The organism is Micromonospora sp. IBSANI012, from assembly GCF_052814045.1.
Genome location: NZ_CP199933.1, coordinates 5,328,259 through 5,344,996, shown reverse-complemented (window position 1 = coordinate 5,344,996; position 16,738 = coordinate 5,328,259). Strand labels below are relative to the sequence as shown.

Annotated in this window: 18 protein-coding genes and 1 pseudogene; 8 read left to right on the top strand and 11 right to left on the bottom strand. The window is 74.6% G+C overall.

Annotation, left to right across the window (positions count from 1 at the left end; all coding sequences use genetic code 11):
* Positions 1 to 15: 15 nt before the first annotated feature.
* Positions 16 to 1,122, bottom strand: coding sequence for a DNA glycosylase AlkZ-like family protein (locus ACTWM8_RS24660; RefSeq protein ID WP_446211088.1), 1,107 nt, complete (start codon positions 1,120 to 1,122; stop codon positions 16 to 18).
* A gap of 149 nt (positions 1,123 to 1,271) precedes the next feature.
* On the opposite strand from ACTWM8_RS24660, the gene ACTWM8_RS24655 reads away from it, so the two are divergent.
* Both ACTWM8_RS24655 and ACTWM8_RS24650 read left to right on the top strand, forming a co-directional pair.
* Positions 1,272 to 1,643, top strand: a complete 372-nt coding sequence (locus ACTWM8_RS24655; RefSeq protein ID WP_446211087.1) for an SCP2 sterol-binding domain-containing protein — start codon at positions 1,272 to 1,274, stop codon at positions 1,641 to 1,643.
* Entirely contained in the window at positions 1,643 to 3,703 is a 2,061-nt protein-coding gene (locus ACTWM8_RS24650) for an amylo-alpha-1,6-glucosidase (RefSeq protein ID WP_446211086.1), read from the top strand. Before ACTWM8_RS24655 ends, ACTWM8_RS24650 begins: the two co-directional genes overlap by 1 nt.
* Before the next feature lie 31 nt (positions 3,704 to 3,734).
* Here the strand turns inward: ACTWM8_RS24650 and ACTWM8_RS24645 are convergent, their stop codons facing one another.
* Positions 3,735 to 4,097 (bottom strand): VOC family protein, encoded by a 363-nt coding sequence (locus ACTWM8_RS24645; RefSeq protein WP_446211085.1) that lies wholly within the window; start codon positions 4,095 to 4,097, stop codon positions 3,735 to 3,737.
* A 52-nt stretch (positions 4,098 to 4,149) separates the two neighbouring features.
* Positions 4,150 to 4,797 carry an alpha/beta hydrolase gene (locus ACTWM8_RS24640; protein ID WP_446211084.1) on the bottom strand — a complete coding sequence of 216 codons (648 nt, stop codon included), beginning with the start codon at positions 4,795 to 4,797 and terminating at the stop codon, positions 4,150 to 4,152.
* Positions 4,798 to 4,934: 137 nt separating this feature from the next.
* On the opposite strand from ACTWM8_RS24640, the gene ACTWM8_RS24635 reads away from it, so the two are divergent.
* From ACTWM8_RS24635 to ACTWM8_RS24625, 3 genes are all read left to right on the top strand, one after another.
* Positions 4,935 to 5,684 (top strand): lysophospholipid acyltransferase family protein, encoded by a 750-nt coding sequence (locus tag ACTWM8_RS24635; RefSeq protein ID WP_446211083.1) that lies wholly within the window; start codon positions 4,935 to 4,937, stop codon positions 5,682 to 5,684.
* Between the two features lie 126 nt (positions 5,685 to 5,810).
* Positions 5,811 to 6,419 (top strand): isochorismatase family protein, encoded by a 609-nt coding sequence (locus ACTWM8_RS24630; RefSeq protein ID WP_377607900.1) that lies wholly within the window; start codon positions 5,811 to 5,813, stop codon positions 6,417 to 6,419.
* 4 nt (positions 6,420 to 6,423) lie between these two features.
* The gene (locus tag ACTWM8_RS24625) at positions 6,424 to 7,371 is read left to right on the top strand and encodes a GlxA family transcriptional regulator (protein WP_154942371.1); all 948 of its coding nucleotides are present in this window, start codon (positions 6,424 to 6,426) and stop codon (positions 7,369 to 7,371) included.
* Here the strand turns inward: ACTWM8_RS24625 and ACTWM8_RS24620 are convergent.
* The 5 genes from ACTWM8_RS24620 to ACTWM8_RS24600 form a co-directional block, all read right to left on the bottom strand.
* Entirely contained in the window at positions 7,326 to 8,066 is a 741-nt protein-coding gene (locus ACTWM8_RS24620; RefSeq protein ID WP_446211082.1) for a hypothetical protein, read from the bottom strand. The genes ACTWM8_RS24625 and ACTWM8_RS24620 overlap by 46 nt on opposite strands.
* Positions 8,067 to 8,139: 73 nt before the next feature.
* A complete protein-coding gene (locus ACTWM8_RS24615) occupies positions 8,140 to 8,856 on the bottom strand; it encodes a response regulator (protein ID WP_446211081.1) in 717 nt (238 codons plus the stop codon).
* A complete protein-coding gene (locus ACTWM8_RS24610; protein WP_446211080.1) occupies positions 8,826 to 10,016 on the bottom strand; it encodes a hypothetical protein in 1,191 nt (396 codons plus the stop codon). Before ACTWM8_RS24610 ends, ACTWM8_RS24615 begins: the two co-directional genes overlap by 31 nt.
* The gene (locus ACTWM8_RS24605; RefSeq protein WP_446211079.1) at positions 10,006 to 11,184 is read right to left on the bottom strand and encodes an ATP-binding protein; all 1,179 of its coding nucleotides are present in this window, start codon (positions 11,182 to 11,184) and stop codon (positions 10,006 to 10,008) included. The genes ACTWM8_RS24610 and ACTWM8_RS24605 overlap by 11 nt, the downstream gene beginning before the upstream one ends.
* Before the next feature lie 86 nt (positions 11,185 to 11,270).
* Positions 11,271 to 12,107 carry a class I SAM-dependent methyltransferase gene (locus ACTWM8_RS24600; RefSeq protein WP_446211078.1) on the bottom strand — a complete coding sequence of 279 codons (837 nt, stop codon included), beginning with the start codon at positions 12,105 to 12,107 and terminating at the stop codon, positions 11,271 to 11,273.
* Between the two features lie 197 nt (positions 12,108 to 12,304).
* Between ACTWM8_RS24600 and ACTWM8_RS24595 the strand changes: the two genes are divergently transcribed.
* Positions 12,305 to 12,814 carry a hypothetical protein gene (locus tag ACTWM8_RS24595; RefSeq protein WP_446211077.1) on the top strand — a complete coding sequence of 170 codons (510 nt, stop codon included), beginning with the start codon at positions 12,305 to 12,307 and terminating at the stop codon, positions 12,812 to 12,814.
* A gap of 240 nt (positions 12,815 to 13,054) precedes the next feature.
* On the opposite strand, the gene ACTWM8_RS24590 is transcribed toward ACTWM8_RS24595, so the two are convergent.
* Both ACTWM8_RS24590 and ACTWM8_RS24585 read right to left on the bottom strand, forming a co-directional pair.
* Positions 13,055 to 13,594 carry a DUF4240 domain-containing protein gene (locus tag ACTWM8_RS24590; protein ID WP_446211076.1) on the bottom strand — a complete coding sequence of 180 codons (540 nt, stop codon included), beginning with the start codon at positions 13,592 to 13,594 and terminating at the stop codon, positions 13,055 to 13,057.
* Positions 13,595 to 13,692: 98 nt separating this feature from the next.
* Positions 13,693 to 14,339: pseudogene (locus tag ACTWM8_RS24585) on the bottom strand (helix-turn-helix transcriptional regulator); the annotation flags it as partial.
* A gap of 6 nt (positions 14,340 to 14,345) precedes the next feature.
* Here ACTWM8_RS24585 and ACTWM8_RS24580 point away from each other — a divergent pair.
* Both ACTWM8_RS24580 and ACTWM8_RS24575 read left to right on the top strand, forming a co-directional pair.
* Positions 14,346 to 14,471, top strand: a complete 126-nt coding sequence (locus ACTWM8_RS24580; protein ID WP_446214731.1) for a hypothetical protein — start codon at positions 14,346 to 14,348, stop codon at positions 14,469 to 14,471.
* A gap of 127 nt (positions 14,472 to 14,598) precedes the next feature.
* A complete protein-coding gene (locus tag ACTWM8_RS24575; protein ID WP_446211075.1) occupies positions 14,599 to 15,495 on the top strand; it encodes an aminoglycoside phosphotransferase family protein in 897 nt (298 codons plus the stop codon).
* Positions 15,496 to 15,874: 379 nt separating this feature from the next.
* Here ACTWM8_RS24575 and ACTWM8_RS24570 read toward each other — a convergent pair whose 3' ends face one another.
* Complete coding sequence (locus ACTWM8_RS24570) at positions 15,875 to 16,723, bottom strand: septum formation family protein (RefSeq protein WP_446211074.1); 849 nt, start codon at positions 16,721 to 16,723, stop codon at positions 15,875 to 15,877.
* Positions 16,724 to 16,738 lie beyond the last annotated feature (15 nt).

The window sequence follows — 16,738 nt, the reverse complement described above, 5'->3', positions numbered from 1 at the left end:
CTGCCCGTGGTGCGCTCAGGAGGACTGCACCCGGACCGTCACGGAGGACGCCCCACGGGCCAGTCGTACCGTCTCGGCCTCCGCCTCGATCCGCTCGCCGGCCCGGCGCGACAGCCGGGTGAACTGGGTGACGGTCAGGTCGAGCCGACCCCGACCGGACTGTTTGGCCCGCCAGGTGCCGCTGACCTCGCCGTCGACCAGCAGCGCGCCCGGGTTGCCGAGCATCCGCCACAGCTCTCGCTGGTGCGCCCGGTCGGGAACCAGGACGTCCCGGTCCCGCGCCTGCAGGAACGGGTCGCCGGTCGGCAGGAGGCGGACGCCGTCCGGCGGCTCGGCGCCGCGCAGCGCCTCCAGGCGGTCGGTGGGCAGCCACGCCCGCCGGCCGTCCACCCGGACCTCGGTCAGCTCGGCCGCCGGCCACACCGCCCGCAGTTCGGTGGCGGAGGTGCCCAGGAAGCCCGCCACGTCCGCCACGGTGGCCGGCCCGAGCAGGCGGAGATACGCCAGCACCAGGCCCGCCGTGCCCGCCGCCCGCGTGTGCAGAGCCGGCCGGTCGGCCAGCGGCGCCAGCCGGGCGCCCCGCCCGGACACCTCCAGCCGGACACCGCCGGCCAGCCCGGCCTGCTGGAAGAGGGACCCGGCGACGTGCCGCGCCGCGCACGGCCCGCAGTCGTAGCTCAGTTCGGCGGGGATGCGGTCGGTGACCGCCCGGCTCACCGCGCCCTTGTCCATGGCGGTGGTGACCACCTCCTGGAAGGCCTGCGCGGTGCGGTGGAACGCCGCCGTCCCGAGCTTCGTCGCCCCGTCGCGGATCTGCCCGGCCACCCGGCGGGCGGCGTCGGCGTCGCTGAGCGGCCAGAGCGCGGCGGCCAGCCCGGTCAGCTCGGCGCGGCGGTGCAGGTGCGGCGCACCCCGGGCGGCCCAGACCAGCTCCAGGCGGTCGTCGTCGAGATCGTCGGCGCCGCGCGCGGCCAGCGCCAGCCGGGCCGAGCCGTAGGGGGTGTCCTGCACGCCCAGGTCGAGCACCGCCAGGTCGGCCGGGCGTAACCCGGGCCGGTCGAGCTGCTGCTCCGTGGCCCGGTGCGCGAGCACCCGGCCGCGGTCGACCGTCGGCACTGTCACCATCGGCCTCCCGTCGTCGTCCGTCGAGCAGGCTACTGCGCCGGTACGACGGTCGCCCGGACTCACCCGATCCGGGCGAGGTTGACGGCGTGCCGGACGGGGACCCGGTCGGCGTACGTCGTGATGCCGTGGATCGACGGGGGGAGTGGATGGTGGACCCGACCACGAGGTTCTTCGAGGATCTCGAGCGGCGGGGTTACGAGCCCCTGCTGGAGAAGACCTCGGGGAGGTTGCGCTTCGACCTGCACGAGGGGGCGCAGACGACGCACTGGCTGCTCGAGATCGACCGGGGCAGGCTCGGGGTGAGCCAGCAGGACCGGGAGGCGGACACGGTGATCGGCACCGATCCGGTGTTCTTCGGGGACCTGGTCGCGGGCCGCGAGAACGCGATCGCCGCGCTGCTGCGGGGCGACATGACCGTCTCGGGTAACCCGCGACTGTTGCTCCAGGTGGAACGGATCTTCCCGGGTCCCGTCACCTCCAGCGGCCCCCGTCACGAATACCGCAGGGAGGCCCGCTGATGGCGCAGAGCAACACGATCCGCATCCTGGACGGCAACACCTTCGTCGTCTCCGAGGACACCGGCGACATCGAGGCGACGCCGAGCGAACCGACCGGCCTGTTCTCCATCGACACCCGCTTCCTGTCGAAGTGGGTGCTGACGGTCAACGGCGAGCGGCTCAACGCGCTCTCCTTCGACGACCTGCAGTACTACGAGGCGCGGTTCTTCCTGGTGCCCGGCATGGCCACCCACTACGTCGACGCCAAGCTGTCGATCATCCGGGAGCGCGCCGTGGGCGGGAGCTTCCGGGAGCAGCTGACCATCCTCAACCACGACGAGAAGCCGGTGGACCTGGAGATCCGGATGGACGCCGGCTCCGACTTCGCCGACCTGTTCCAGGTCAAGGACGAGATCCTGAACAAGAAGGGCGAAATCTACACGGAGGTGGAGGCGGACCGGCTGCGCCTGGGCTACCGGCGGGGCAACTTCAAGCGGGAGACCGTGATCTCGGCGTCCCGCCCGGCCCGCTACGACAAGAACGGGTTCGCGTTCAGCGTCCACCTGGAGCCCAACGAGCAGTGGGACACCGCCATCCAGGTGAACACGGCTGCGCTCGGCCCGGGCGGTCGGGATCTGCGGATGGGTGTGGGGGCGCACGGCCCCGAGCGGCTCGCCCTCGAGCACGACCTCAAGGAGTGGGTGGCCAAGGCTCCGAAGGTCAACAGCGAGCACCCGGAGCTGGCGTCCACCTACCGGCGTAGCCTGATCGACCTGGCGGCGCTGCGCTTCTCGCCGTTGTCGCTCGGTGGCCAGGCCCTGCCCGCGGCCGGCCTGCCCTGGTTCATGACGATGTTCGGGCGGGACAGCATCCTGACCAGCCTGCAGGTGCTGCCGTTCGCCCCCGACCTGTCCAAGACCACGCTGCGCATCCTCGGCGCGTTGCAGGGCACCCGGTTCGACGACTTTCGGGACGAGGACCCGGGCCGGATCCTGCACGAGATGCGCTACGGCGAGACCGCCGCCTTCGAGGAGCAGCCGCACTCGCCGTACTACGGGTCGGTCGACGCCACGCCGCTCTTCGTGGTCCTGCTCGACGAGTACGAGAAGTGGAGCGGCGACGTCGCCCTGGTCCGCGAGCTGGAACGGGAGTGCCGGGCCGCGCTCAAGTGGGTCGACGACTACGCCGACCTGGTCGGCAGCGGCTACATCTGGTACGAGCGGCGCAACACCGAGACCGGCCTGGAGAACCAGTGCTGGAAGGACTCCTGGGACTCGATCCAGTACCGCGACGGCACGCTGCCGCCGTTCCCCCGGGCCACCTGCGAGGTGCAGGGCTACGCGTACGACGCGAAGCTCCGCGCCGCCCGGCTGGCCCGGGAGTTCTGGGACGACCCGGGGTACGCCGACCAGTTGGAGCGGGAGGCGGCGCAGCTCAAGGAGCGGTTCAACCGGGACTGGTGGGTGGAGGACGGCGAGTACTACGCCCTCGCCCTGGACCCGGAGGGGCGTCAGTGCGGCACGCTGAGTTCCAACATCGGGCACCTGCTGTGGAGCGGAATCGTCGACCAGGACCGGGCCGAGAAGATCGCCCACCACCTGGTCGGTCCCCGGCTCTTCTCCGGCTGGGGAGTGCGCACCCTCGCCGAGGGCGAGGTTCGGTACAACCCGATCGGCTACCACAACGGCACGATCTGGCCCTTCGACAACTCCTTCATCGCCTGGGGCCTGCGCCGGTACGGCTTCACCGAGGAGGCCGCGACCATCGCCAGCGGGATCCTCGACGCCGCCCGGTACTTCAACGGACGGCTGCCGGAGGCGTTCGGCGGCTATCCCCGGGAGCAGACCAAGTTCCCGGTGGAGTACCCGACCGCGTGCAGCCCGCAGGCGTGGTCCACCGGCACCCCGCTGTTGCTGCTGCGCACCATGCTCGGGCTGGAGCCGCACGAGGGGCACCTGGCGGTCGAGCCGGTGCTGCCGGCGGGCATGGGGCGGATCGAGGTGCTGGACATCCCGGGCCGGTGGGGTCGGGTGGACGCCTTCGCCCGGGGCCGGTGGGACCGGGAGAAGCTGGCCGAGTGAGCCGCGTTCCGCCTGCTCTCCCGCCGCCCGCTCAGGGCCGGTGGGGGAGCAGGCAGAACTCGTTGCCCTCGGGGTCGGCGAGGACCGTCCAGCCCGGCAGCTCCCGGACCACGGTGGCGCCGGCCGCCAGCACGTCGGCCCGCTCCTCGGCGTCGCCCACCAGGTCGAGGTGGATCCGACCGGGGGCGGGCAGCTCGGGCACGGGGGAGATCCAGACGTCGGGGCGGTGCCCGTGCGGGTCGCGCAGCAGGACCGACTCGCCCGGGGCCAGCGACCGGTCGGCGAGCTTCGCCTCGTCCTCCGGCACCACCGGCAGCCCGGTGACCACGCTCCAGAAGGGCGCCAGCAGGTACGGGTCGCGGCAGTGGATCACGATGGAGTGCAGCTCCGGCATGCGTCGACGGTAGCCCCGCCGACTCCCCGTGGGCGGTGGATTTCTCCGCCGGTCAGCGGGCCGGCAGGACGGTGTCGAGGAACGCGGCGGTGACCGCCCGGATGTCCGGCCGGTCCAGGTTCAGGGCGTGGCCGCCGTGGGTGATCCAGGTGTGGGTGGGATGGCCGGCGGCGACGAGCGCCCCGGTGAGGGCGACCGACTGGCCCACCGGGACGGCCGCGTCGCCGGTGCCGTGCACGAGCAGCATCGGCACCCGGTTGCCGAGGTGGCTGGCGACGGTCGAGTCGACGGTGGCGGGGTCACCGGCGACCGGCGGGTGGCCCAACAGGTCGGCCCACGGGTCGTCGGACGCCCGCGACCGGCGCCACTCGTCGTCCAGCGGGTCGCTCACCGGCCAGTACGCCAGCCCCGCCGCGACGTCGTCCGGCCGGTCGATCCCGCGCAGCGCCAGGTGCAGGGCCAGGGTGCCGCCGGCCGAGTCTCCGGCGACCAGCAGCGGCAGCCCGCCCGCCTCCGCGCGGGCGGCCCGCGCCGCCCGGCGTACGTCGTCGAGCTGGGCCGGCCAGTGCGCCTGGTGGGAGAAGCGGTAGGTCGCCGCCACCACCCGCAGCCCGAGCCGGGCCAGGGCCGCGCCGTCCTCGTCCGACCGGCCACGCCACCCGCCGCCGTGGATCCAGAGCAGCACCGCGCGTTCCGTCATCCCGCCATCCTGGGCCGCGGGCGTCGGCGGTGGCGAGCCCTTCTGCCAGCGGCAGAGCGACGGACCCGGGGCCGAAACCACCGAGGGCCGGTTTCGGGCCCTACGGGTCCGTAACCTACGCGGGGTAAAGTTGGCGAATGTCGGAACTCGTGTACCCCCCTGTGATCGCCGCCGCCAAGACGATGTTCCGGGTCCTCGACCTGCGCCTGACCGTCGAGGGCAGCCACCACGTGCCGCGTACCGGCGGGGCCGTGCTGGCCAGCAACCACGTCAGCTACCTCGACTTCATCTTCTGCGGCTACGGGGCGCACGAATCCCGCCGGCTGGTCCGGTTCATGGCGAAGCACGAGGTCTTCGCGCACAAGGTCTCCGGCCCGCTGATGCGCGGCATGAAGCACATCCCGGTGGACCGCCGCGCCGGCGCCGGGTCGTACAACGCGGCGGTGAGCGCGCTGCGGCGGGGCGAGGTGGTCGGCGTCTTCCCCGAGGCGACGATCAGCCGCTCGCTCACCGTCAAGGAGCTCAAGAGCGGGGCCGCCCGGATGGCGCAGCAGGCCGGCGTGCCGCTGCTGCCGGTGGCGCTCTGGGGCACCCAGCGGCTCTGGACCAAGGGCCGGCCCAAGAACCTGACCCGCCGACACACCCCGATCACCATCCTGCTCGGCGAGCCGATGGACCCCGCGGACTGGCCGGACACCAACGCCATGACCGTCGAGCTGAAGAGCCGGCTGTCGGCCCTGGTCGAGCGCGCCCAGCGGGAGTACCCGGACAAGCCGGCCGGCCCGGAGGACGCCTGGTGGCAGCCGGCCCACCTCGGCGGCACCGCCCCCACCCTGGAGGAGGCCGCCGAGCTGGACCGGCGCGGCCGCCGCACCGCCGCCTCCTGAGCCGTCCCGCCCGGGCCAGCCACGCCCGCCCCGGCTCCGGTGGGCCGGGGCGGTGACCGGATCGTTCCGCATCCGGGCATGATGGTGTCTGCCGCCCCGGCAGCCACCCGGCCAGGATCTACAGCCATGAGCAGAGCAGCACTCGTCGTCATCGACGTCCAGGAGTCCTTCCGTCAGCGCCCGATCTGGGCCCACGCGTCGCAGCCCGACATCGTGCGCCAGGTCGACCGGCTGGTCGACGCCGCGCGTCGCCGGGGCGACCTGGTGGTCTGGGTCCTGCACGCCGAGCCGGGCAGCGGGACCGTCTTCGACCCGGCGCTCGGCCACGTCCGGCTGATCGAGGGGCTGACCCCGGTGGCCGGCGAGCCCACCCTGGTCAAGACGTCCCACAACGCCTTCACCACCACCAACCTCCAGCAGATCCTCACCATGGCCGGCATCCGCGACCTGACCGTCTGCGGCATCCGCACCGAGCAGTGCGTCGAGACCACCACCCGGGTCGGCTGCGACCTGGGCTACGAGATGACGTTCGTGACCGACGCGACGGTGACCTTCCCGACCCCGCACCGGGACCTGCCGCCCACCGCCACCGTCGAGGAGATCCTGGCCGACCCGCGCACCCTCTCCGGCGCGGAGATGACCGCCCGGACGGAGTACGCCCTCGCCGGCCGCTTCGCCACCGTCCGCACCGTCGACGAGGTGACCGGGGCGACCCCGGTCGGCGCGCGGAGCTGACCCGATGGCCCGGGTCGTCTTCCTGCTGGTCCCGCAGCTGCACCTGCTGGACCTGGCCGGCCCGGCCCAGGTCTTCTCCACCGCCGCCGACAACGGGTACGACTACCGGCTGCACTACGTCGCCGAGCGGGACACCGTGCCGACCGTGCAGGGCGTACCGCTGGGGGCCGCCACCGGTTGGCCGGAGCTCGACGCGGACGACCTGGTGGTCGTACCCGGCTGGCGGCCGCGGGCGCACGGGCCGGCGGGGCCGGTCGGCCGGGACGACCTGCGGCGCCTGGCCGAGCACCACGCGCGCGGCGGCACGGTGGCCAGCATCTGCGCCGGTGCGTTCGCGCTCGGCCGGGCCGGCCTGCTGGACGGCCGGCGCTGCACCACCCACCACGAGGTGCAGGACGACCTGGCCCGGGTCTTCCCGGCCGCCCGGGTGGTCCGGGACGTGCTCTACGTGGTGGACGACCGGGTGGTGACCTCCGCCGGCATCGCCAGCGGCATCGACGTGGCGCTGCACCTGGTAGCCACCCGGCACGGCCCGGCCGCCGCCGCCCGGATCGCCCGCACCCTGGTGGTCTACGCCCGGCGCAACGGGCACGAGCAGCAGGCCAGCGCGATGATGCGGCACCGCTCGCACCTGTCCGACGCGGCCCACCGGGTGCAGGACCTCATCGACAGCCGGTTCTCCGAGCCGCTGCCGCTGGCCGACCTGGCCGCCGCCGGCGGGGTCGCGGAACGCACCCTGACCCGGCTGTTCCGTCAGGCCACCGGGCTCACGCCGCTCGGCTACCAGCAGCTGCTGCGGGTCGAGCGGGCCGAGCACCTGATCGGGCACGGGGCGACCGTCGAGTCCGCCGCCCGGGCCGTCGGGTTCACCGACGCCCGGATGCTGCGTCGGCTACGGGCCCGGGCTCACTCGCCGACCGCGTCCAACGCCGACGGCGTCGGCGTGCGGTAGTAGTCGTCCCGGGACAGGAACTCCACCGGCAGCGAACCGGGCAGCGTCACCCGGGCCACCCCGTCCAGCGGGCCGGGTGCCGCCCGGCGGGCCAGCTCGTCGCGCTCCGGCGGGGAGAGTTCGACCATCTCCGGGTGGCTCAGCCGGAACGTGGCCACCGACCGGCGGACCAGCCGGGCCAGCTCCGTCACCGTGTCGGCCGGACCGCCGAGGGCGAGCGCCGGCTGCTGGATGGTCCGCAGCGCGTCGCAGACCACCAGCAGTTCCCCGTCGGCCTTCGCGTCCGGGGCGGGGCCGTCCGCCGCCGGGCCGGCGGGTGGCGGCAGCTCCAGGCGGGACGGCCACTGCCAGCGGATCTGCCCGCTGACCAGGCGGGACAGCCGAAGGGCGCGCCGGTGCCGGGCGTCGCCACGGCCGTCCCGCCCGGAGACCACGGACAACTCGGCGCCGGCGCACACGTACGCCAGTCGCCGGTCGGTGACGGTGACGGTGGCCGGCGCGGGCAGCACCCACTGCCGCCGGGTGCCGGTGGGGCTGAGCAGGCAACCGGCCACCGGCGTACGAAGCCGCCGCAACACCCGCTCGCCCGGCTCGGGGACCAGCTCGTAGCGCCGGTCCAACACCGGCCGGAGCTCGTCGTCCGGCGCGTCGAAGCGGTGCGGTGCGATGAAGAACGGGGACGCATCCGCGCGCATCGTCACGACCTCCCGGCGGTTGACCTCCTGCCGGTAAGCCTCGCCGAGCCCGCCGGGCCTGTCATGACAGCCGTTAGGGGGTCGGCCGGTCGGCCGCCGCCTGCGACCGGTAGATGCCGATCTCCTCCGGTCGGACGAGGCCGTCCTCGATCGCCCGGGCCAGCAGCGCCGCCTTGGTCGCCGCCGGCCGGCCCGCCCGGGTGTACTTGATCCGCGCCCGGTCCACGTACTGCTTGACGGTGTGCTCGCTGATCCGCATCCGACGGGCCACCGACGCCTTCGACATCGACTGGAACCAGAGCAGCAGCGCCTCCCGTTCCTTGTCGGAGAGGGCCGGGCGGTCCGGGCGAGGGTCGCCCACCATCGCCCCGGCCAGCGCCGGTGGCACGTACGGGCGGTCGCTGGCGGCGGCCAGGACCGTCGCCACGCAGTGTTCCCGCCCCTCGTGCTTGGCCAGGAACGCCGCCGCCCCGGCGTCCAGCGCGGCGAGCATCGTCGCCGGGTCGGTGTGCTCGGAGTAGACCACCACCCGCCGACCGGCGGCGCTCAGCTCGGCCAGCTTGTCGATCACCATCCGCCCGTGCAGGCGCAGGTCCAGCAGGACCACGTCGGCGTCCAGCGCGTCCCGCAGCACCTGGTCCGGATCGTCCCCGGTGGCCAGGACGCGCAGCCGCGGCTCGGAGGCCAGCCAGGCCCGCACCCCGTCGATCACCACCGGGTGGTCGTCCACGATGGCCACCCCGACGGGCCGGTCCCCGCTCACGTCCTGCGCCACCGGGTCTGCGTCCACCTGATCTCCCCGTCCCGCTCCTGCACGTGCTCCACCTGGCCGTCGTCCTCGACGTGGCCGGGCGGACCGGTCCCGGCGGAATCGTCCACCTCGGGGGTTACCAGGCTGACCACCACCTCGTCCGGGCCGGCGACCACGGTCAGCCGGGCCCAGCGCCGCGCCTCGGCCAGCGCGGCGGTCGGCGGGTCCACCAGCCGGCGGCGGACCTCCACCGGCAGCGGCGCAGGCGTGCCGATGGCGACCAGGTCGATCGGCAGGCCGTTCCGCTCGGCCAGGTCGGCGGCGGCGCGCAGCTCGTGCAGCAGCGGGTCCGGCACGTCGTCCGACTCGGCGATCAGCCGGCGCAGCCGGGCCGCGGCGAGCACGCACCGGCGCTGCACCAGCGGGTCGGCCGGATCGGCGCGTCCGTCGGCCAGCTCGGCCAGCACCTCCTCGGCGGCGCCGCTGACCAGGGCGAGCCGGGCCTGCCGCTCCCGCCGGGCCCGCTCGGCCGCGTCCCGCTCGGCGGCCACCGCGAGGGTGGCCGCCGCCGCCGCGGCGCGTTGCCGGGCCAGGCCGGCGATCACCGCCGCGCCGGTGAAGACCGCGATCGGCAGCGACGACGTGCCGTAGACGTACATCGCGTACCGGGTCAGGTCGGCGGGGGCGGTCGCGCCGTGCCCGAGCAGCGCGGCCAGCGCGATCAGCGAGTGGGCGGCGAGCACGGCGAGCAGCCAGGGGATCCGCCGCCCCCAGAGCACCACCACGAAGAACCAGCCGAGGGTGCCCCAGACCCAGTTGGCGGCGGTGAACAACAGCTCCCGCCCGCTGGCCGCGAAGACCGCCGCGTCCACCGCCAGCAGCACCGCGACCAGGGGCAGCGCCGGCGGCCGGGCCCCGCCCAGCAGCCGGGCCCCGGCGTACCCGCCGGTCGCGGCGACGACCAGCCAGCCGGCCGCGACCACCGTCGGCGCGGCCAGCTCGGACCACGACCCCAGCAGCGCCGGCAATCCGATCACCGCGTGCCAGACCAGCGCGATGGCGACGGCCGCGATCCGGGCGCCCCGGTCCGAGGCGCGGGCCACGTCCACCGCCGGGACGTCGTCCGGCGGCGGGAGGCTCGCCGGGGACGGATCGACCCGGGGTACGGCGACCGGGCCGGCGTCGAGGTCAGCCGACATGGGGCCATTCCAACCGGATCCGGGTGCCCTCGCCAGGGGCGGAGGTCACCTCCGCGTGCCCGCCGACCTCGGCGAGGCGCCCGCGTACCGACTCGCGCAGCCCGTACCGGTGGGCCGGGACGGCGGCCGGGTCGAAGCCGGGACCGTCGTCGACCACCTCGACCACGACGGTCTCCGCCTCGGTGGTCAGCCGCAGCGTCACGGTCGCGCCGGGCGCGTGCCGGGCCGCGTTGGCCAGCGCGGCGGCGGTGGCGTCCGCGAGCGCGGTGGCGGCCGGGGCCGGGGCGGCACAGGGCGCCAGCTCGGCGGTCACCGCCAGCTCCGGGTGGGCGTCGCGTACCGCCCGCAACCACTCGTCGACCGCGACCCGGCCGCCGACCGGCGCGGACCGCGCGTCGGCGAGCCCGACGAGGGTACGCAGGTCCGCCGCGGCCCGCCGGCGCAGCGCCGGCGACCCGTCGGGCACCGCACCGAGGCCGACCATGGTGAGCGTGCCGAGGACGGTGTCGTGCAGGTCCCGGTTCTGCCGTCGCTCCGCCTCCCGGGCGGTACGGGCGATCAGCGCGTCCCGGCGCAGCCCCTGGTAGTCGGCGAAGGCCCGGTCGGCCCGGCCGATCCGCCGGCGCATGACGGCGGTCATCATCGCCGCCAGCCCGGTCTGCCCGAGCAGGGTCGTCGCGTGGGCGGTGGCCTCGGCCGGGTTGCCGGCGGCGGTGGCGCCGGTGGCGTAGGCGGCGGTGAGCAGCAGCCCCGCCGGGACCGACCAGCGGGCGGCGGCGGTGGCCTGCGTGTTGATCACCGTGGTGCTGGCCAGCACCGCGATCCAGCTGCCCTCACCCGGCAGCACCTCCGGTGCGACCAGGTGGGGGATGAGCAGGCACGCCGCCGTGGTGAGCGCCACGTCCCCGGTGACCAGCGCGGCGCCGATCCCGGCGCGCAGCGCGCGGACGGCGTAGAACACCGACCACGCCGTCAGCACCGTGACCGCCACGAGCAGCGCCCCGGTCCGCACCGGCGGGGTGCGCACCGCAAGCGCGGTGACCGCCCCGACCAGCCCGCAGGTGAGCCGCAGCAGGGCCGGCAGGGTGGTGAAGATGAGCGTGAACGCGCCACCGGCCGGCCGGTCCAACAGCGACGGCGGCGAGGTCGGAGCGGGTACGGCCGACATCGGGAGGCGTCCTTCGGGCAGCGACCCGTCCGGGTCCGCGCAGCGGTAGATCGACGAGGGAGAATAGCACGGAACGTCCGTTCCGATCACCCTCGGTGCGCGTCGTGTCGCTGACGGGTGGCTCCCACCGTCGCGACGGCGAGCAGGTGGCAGCTCACCCCGATCACCGCCGGGTCGCACTCGAACGCCCGCGCGCAGGCGACCGCCTCGCGGAACAGCGTGGACTCCTCGGCCGCGCCGAGCGTCTCCAGCACCGGCCAGAGCGGACCCTCGATGCCGTACACGGCGACCGCCGGCAGCCCGGCGGCGGTGAACTCGTCCACCAGCTGTTCCGGACGGTGGAAGTAGGCGGTGGTGAAGCCGGTGGCCGGGTCGTTGACCCCCGTGGCGTACGCAGCCAGGATCGCCGGCCGGCTGCCGTCGTCCACCCGGCCCTGCCGGACCAGGTCGATCATCGGCGTGTTGCGGCTGATCGCGGCGGCCAGCACCGGCCCGCCCGGACGGGTGACCCGGGCGGCCTCCCGCAGCGCGGTGACCCGGTCGCCCCGCTCGGTCAGGTGGTAGAGCGGGCCGAGCAGCAGCGCGGCGTCCACACTGGCGTCGGCGTACGGCAGGTGCCGCGCGTCGCCCGCGCTGGCGCTCGCCACCGGGTGGTCGCGCCGGGCCGCCGCCGCGTGCGCCGGCACCAGGTCGACCAGGTGCACCGGGTGCCCGGCGGCGGCCAGCCAGCCCGCGTACGCCCCCGGGCCGCCGCCCAGGTCGAGCACCGTCGCGGGCGGCGCCGGCAGCAGCCGCGCCAGCAACTCCCGGGTACGGGCCCGCTCCAGCCGCCCCTGCGGCGTGCGGTCCAGCCGGCCGGCCTCGTCGTAGACGTCCGTGTAGTAGCGGCGGATGTCCGGCTCGGACGCTCGGGTAGACGGCATCCGTCGATGGTGGGGCGTCGGACGCGCCGACGTCACCCGGGTTTCCGCGCCGCCTAAAGCGGTGTCCTCGCGTCGCGATCCTGCAGGGCCGGTGTGACGTATCGGGGGAGGCCGGCGCTGAGGGGCACGGAAGGTGTGGCCCGGAAGGCGCCCCGGGGACACCGCCACTCCGTCATCCCCCCAAGACCGGAGACCCCATGCTGCACACCGCACTGGCGAAACTGCTCACCCTGAAGGTCGGGGCCACGGCGCTCGCCGTGACCGCCACCGGTGGGGTGGCGCTCGCCGCCGCGAACCACGCCCTGCCGAAGCCGCTGACCGGGGCGAGCGCCAAGCCCTCGGCGCACGCCACCGGCGCCCCCGCCGACAAGGCCAAGGGCGAGAAGTCGCCGGGCGGGAAGGGCACCCCCTCGCCGTCCCTGGTCGGCCTCTGCCGCGCCTACACGGCCAAGGCCGGCGACAACCCGGGCAAGGCGCTGGAGAGTCCCGCCTTCACCGTGCTGATCACCACCGCCGGCGGCCGGGAGCAGGTGGCCGGCTACTGCGCCACGCTGCTCGCCGCCGAGAAGGGCAAGCCGTCCCACCGCCCCTCGGTCCCGCCCAGTCACCCGACGGGGAAGCCGGACGCGCGCCCGAACCCGCAGGAGACCACCCGTACCGGGGGCCCGGGCGGCGGCCACAAGCCGGCCGCCCCGACCGCCGGCTGAGCTCCGACGCCGGGCGGGGCACCTCACTCCCATTCCCCCTCCGCCCCGCCCCGGCGTCGGTCAGGCCGCGTCGCACCGACTACCCACCCCCCAGGTCGTCGGTGCGACGCGCGCCGCACCCCCCCGCCCTCCGGGGCGAGCCGGGGCGGCGGCCGGTCGCGCGGCCGCCGCCCCCGGCGGGTCCGGACCGGGACGTGCCCGAGCATCCCCGGTCTCGCGACCGGTCGTCGTACCGACCGGTCAGCTCGCCGCCCAGCCGGCGGCGTTGCTGGTGGACTCCCGCGAGATGCCGGAGCCGGTGTCGGGCCACTCCCCGAAGCGTTCCTCGTGCAGGTGGGCGAAGAAGTAGCACAGCTCCTCGCAGTCGGCGTCCAGCACGGCCATCGCCGGGTCGGCGCGCACGGCCTCGTAGAACTCCCGACCCAGCGCGACGATCCAGCCCCGGCAGTAGAGGAATCCGTCGTCGGAGCCGTCCGTCACCTCGTGGATGTCCTCCCGGTCGATGTCGTGGAGCTTCCGCTCGACCACGCGGTCGAGGTCGGTCAGCTCCCGGCCGGACAGGTCGGCACAGAGCGCCCGGAGATTGGCGAGGAAGGGGTCGAGCCAGTCGTCGATCGCGTACGGGTCGACGTCGTCGGCCTCCGGGTCGCGGGTCGCCAGGGCCCGGCGCAGCGCCGCCGGCTCCGGGCCGAGCCGCTCCCAGGCGGCCTCGACCAGTGCCCAGAAGCGGGCCTCGTCCTCCACAGTGGGCACACGGATCGCGTCAGCGGTGTCGGTCACCGGCGGAGGGTAGCGAGCCGGACCGACAACCGGCCCGCACCGCCGTCACCCGGCTGCCGCGCAGCCGCTCGACGACTCCAGGAGCATCCCGGCTGCCCTCACACCCAACCGCGGCTGGCTGCCTGTACGCCGGCCTGGAACCGGCTGGCGGCGCCGAGCCGCTCGGTCAGCGACGTCATCATCCGCTGCACGCTGCGCACGGAGATCGCCAGCTGGCGGGCCGCCGACTCGTCGGTGTGCCCGGCGGCGAGCAGCCGCAGCAGTTCACGTTTCCTGCGGGGTGAGGCCCTGATCGTCGGCCGCCGTCCGTTCGCCGAACGGGGTCGCACTGTGCCACACCTGTTCGAAGAGCGCGATCAGTCCGGCGACGACGCCCGGGCTGCGCAGCTCCAACGCGCCCTGCCGCGAGTTGCCGGGGTCGATGGGGACCAGGGCGATCTCCCGATCGACGATGACCACGCGCATGGGCAGCGTCGGCGTGGTGCGCGACTGACCGCCCAGGTCCGCCATCAACCGGGCGTGGGCCAGCGTGGCGGGATCGTTGCGGAAGCTGTCCTGATACACGTTCCGGATGCGGACACCGCGCTGCAAGGCCTGCTGGTTGAGCGGCGCCTCCGCCTGGATGGTGTCCGGGGTCTGCGCGCCCCCGGTGGTGAAGGAGAGGCATTCGGTGCGCGCGCTGTGGGCCAGCTCGGCCAGCCGGTCCCGGACGCTCTCGACCCCGTCGAGCACCCGGCCCTACACCGACCTGGTGGGCCGCAAGACCGACGGCACGCTGCTGCTCTACGCGAACAACATCGTTCGCGACAACGGCGTCCCCTTCAGCGGCTACCAGCAGATCGGCAGCGGCTGGGGCGGCTTCAACAGCATCATCTGACCGCATCACCTGACGACGCGCCCGGCCTCCCGGCCGGGCGCGTCGGCGTTTTCGGTCGACGTACGAGGCGCCGCGCCGCCTGGAACTGGGTTGCCGCGCTCCTTCCGGTTCGCTGAGGATGGCCGCGATGAGCGCTCTCAAGATGCACGCCGACGAGATCGAAACCGACGTCGACCTGGTCCGCCGCCTCCTGGCCGGACAGTTCCCGCACTGGGCCGGGCTGCCGATCCGTCCGGTCCCGTCGTACGGCACCGACCACGACATCTACCGGCTCGGTGAGCACCTCGTCGTCCGGCTGCCGCGGATCGGCTGGGCCACCAGGCAGGCGGCCCAGGAGGCGGAGTGGCTGCCGAAGCTCGCGCCGCACCTGCCGCTCGCGCTGCCCGTGCCGGTGGCGATGGGGCGCCCCGCCGAGGGCTATCCCTTCGACTGGTCGGTGTGCGAGTGGCTGCCGGGCGAGAACGCGAACGGCACGATCGACGACCTGGACCGGGCGGCGGTCGATCTCGCCGCATTCGTGGCCGCGCTGCGCCGGATCGACACCACCGGCGCCTTCCCGCGCCTTCCCGGCAAGCGGGGCGCAGCGCTCGCGGAGCTCGACGAGGGCGTCCGGCGGGCGGTCGCACGGCTCGGCGACCGGATCGACGGTGCGGCGGCGCTGCGTTCCTGGCAGGAGTCGCTCGACGCCCCGGCGTGGGACGCCCCGGAGGTCTGGGTGCACGGCGATCTGCTGCCGGGCAACCTGCTCGTCGTCGACGGCCGGCTGTCCGCGGTCATCGACTTCGGCGGCCTCAACGTCGGTGATCCCGCCTGCGACCTGCAACCGGCGTGGAACGTGTTCGCCGGCGCCAGCCGCGAACGGTTCCGCGCCGAACTCGACGTCGACGACGCGTCGTGGCTGCGGGGGCGTGGCTGGGCGCTGTGCCAGGCCGTGATGGCCCTGCCCTACTACTGGGAGACCAACCCCGGCATCGTCCGGCAGGCCTCGCACGCCCTGACGCAGGTCCTCGGCGACCGCCGCTGACCTCCCGGTCCGCCGACCGGCCACCCGCGTTGACCCACGCCCTGATGCCACCTGACTGGCCGGTCGGTGGTGATCAGTCCGTTTTGCGCGACCGGGTCAGGGTACGGCCCAGGAGCCTGCTCACCGCCGCTCCATGGAGGTACCCGTCCAGATGGATTTCGGGCGACTCCGGAGCCGAGGTGTTCACCGCTGTGCAGCAGTTGCTGGCCGCGCACCGGGTGTGGGAGAGGTTCCCCGCCTCGGTGGCCTGACGCACTGATCGTTGACGAGGGGCCGCCCTTCCGCTTCGCCGGGAGGGCGGCCCCTCGCCACGAGCGGTCCGGACGGTACGGGTTGACGGCCCGGGTGAGGTGATCCAGGGCGGCGCTGCCTCCCCGGCTCAGTTGACCGGCAGCACCTTCGGGCCGCCGCCGGCGATCGACCGGGTGAACGTGCGACCACTGGACCAGAAGTAGCAGCGCACCCCCCGGTCACCGCGCGCCCACAACTCCTGCGACGGCAGACGGTACGCGGTCCCGGTGCGGTACCGCAGGTTGCCGTCGACCGGCACCTTGGCGTACCGGGCCACCACCGCGCGGCACCCGGCGTGGATGGTCTTCCCGTCCCGGTTGGTGACCTGGTAGGAGCGGTCCGGGGCGGTCCAGATGCCGGCGTACTCGAATTGGTGCGCGGTGGTGCAGCCGGCCGGCCGCAGCCGTCCCCAGTCGTCCTCGTTCGAGCAGCCGTGGGTCAGCGGGGAGCGGCTGCCCACCGTGTCGCGCAGCGTGCCCGCCCGGTCGATCGCCCGGTCGCTGTCGCCGTTGGCGCCGCTCACCTCGTCCAACTCGAAGATGTCGCAGCGGTACCAGCGGCTGCCGCCCGTCCAACCAGCCGGCGAGGCCGGTGCGACCTGCACCGACAGGCGGGCGTCCCGCCAGTCACCGCCCACGAACTGCTTGGCCCGCTTGTCACAGTCGGCGAAGGCGGCGCGCATGGCGGACGACTCCACCCTGGGCGGGATGGGCCGCGCGGCCAGGGCGCCGGTGAAGGTGCCGACGTGGAACGTCTCCACCAGGTGGGTCGTGGCGCAGTCCACCGGGGCGTAGCTGGTGAGGTACGCGGTCGCCTCGCGGATCAGGTGGCACTCGCCGGCCTGCGGGCTGAACTGCCGCGCCGCTGCCATCGGCCGCCAGTCGTCGGTCAGGTCCGCGTCCGTGCCGGCCGGCGTGCCGCAGCCTGTCAGCACCATCGTGATCAGCGCAGC

What these genes read in the sequence shown, in the direction of transcription:
- ACTWM8_RS24645 (WP_446211085.1), bottom strand. Translation starts at nt 4,097, where the DNA reads ATGCCGGAGCTGCACTCCATCGTGATCCACTGCCGCGACCCGTACCTG.
- ACTWM8_RS24600 (WP_446211078.1), bottom strand. Translation starts at nt 12,107, where the DNA reads ATGCCGTCTACCCGAGCGTCCGAGCCGGACATCCGCCGCTACTACACG.
- ACTWM8_RS24655 (WP_446211087.1), top strand. Translation starts at nt 1,272, where the DNA reads ATGGTGGACCCGACCACGAGGTTCTTCGAGGATCTCGAGCGGCGGGGT.
- ACTWM8_RS24570 (WP_446211074.1), bottom strand. Translation starts at nt 16,723, where the DNA reads ATGGTGCTGACAGGCTGCGGCACGCCGGCCGGCACGGACGCGGACCTG.
- ACTWM8_RS24640 (WP_446211084.1), bottom strand. Translation starts at nt 4,797, where the DNA reads ATGACGGAACGCGCGGTGCTGCTCTGGATCCACGGCGGCGGGTGGCGT.
- ACTWM8_RS24605 (WP_446211079.1), bottom strand. Translation starts at nt 11,184, where the DNA reads ATGTCGGCCGTACCCGCTCCGACCTCGCCGCCGTCGCTGTTGGACCGG.
- ACTWM8_RS24625 (WP_154942371.1), top strand. Translation starts at nt 6,424, where the DNA reads ATGGCCCGGGTCGTCTTCCTGCTGGTCCCGCAGCTGCACCTGCTGGAC.
- ACTWM8_RS24595 (WP_446211077.1), top strand. Translation starts at nt 12,305, where the DNA reads ATGCTGCACACCGCACTGGCGAAACTGCTCACCCTGAAGGTCGGGGCC.
- ACTWM8_RS24620 (WP_446211082.1), bottom strand. Translation starts at nt 8,066, where the DNA reads ATGCGCGCGGATGCGTCCCCGTTCTTCATCGCACCGCACCGCTTCGAC.
- ACTWM8_RS24635 (WP_446211083.1), top strand. Translation starts at nt 4,935, where the DNA reads ATGTCGGAACTCGTGTACCCCCCTGTGATCGCCGCCGCCAAGACGATG.
- ACTWM8_RS24610 (WP_446211080.1), bottom strand. Translation starts at nt 10,016, where the DNA reads ATGTCGGCTGACCTCGACGCCGGCCCGGTCGCCGTACCCCGGGTCGAT.
- ACTWM8_RS24650 (WP_446211086.1), top strand. Translation starts at nt 1,643, where the DNA reads ATGGCGCAGAGCAACACGATCCGCATCCTGGACGGCAACACCTTCGTC.
- ACTWM8_RS24575 (WP_446211075.1), top strand. Translation starts at nt 14,599, where the DNA reads ATGAGCGCTCTCAAGATGCACGCCGACGAGATCGAAACCGACGTCGAC.
- ACTWM8_RS24630 (WP_377607900.1), top strand. Translation starts at nt 5,811, where the DNA reads ATGAGCAGAGCAGCACTCGTCGTCATCGACGTCCAGGAGTCCTTCCGT.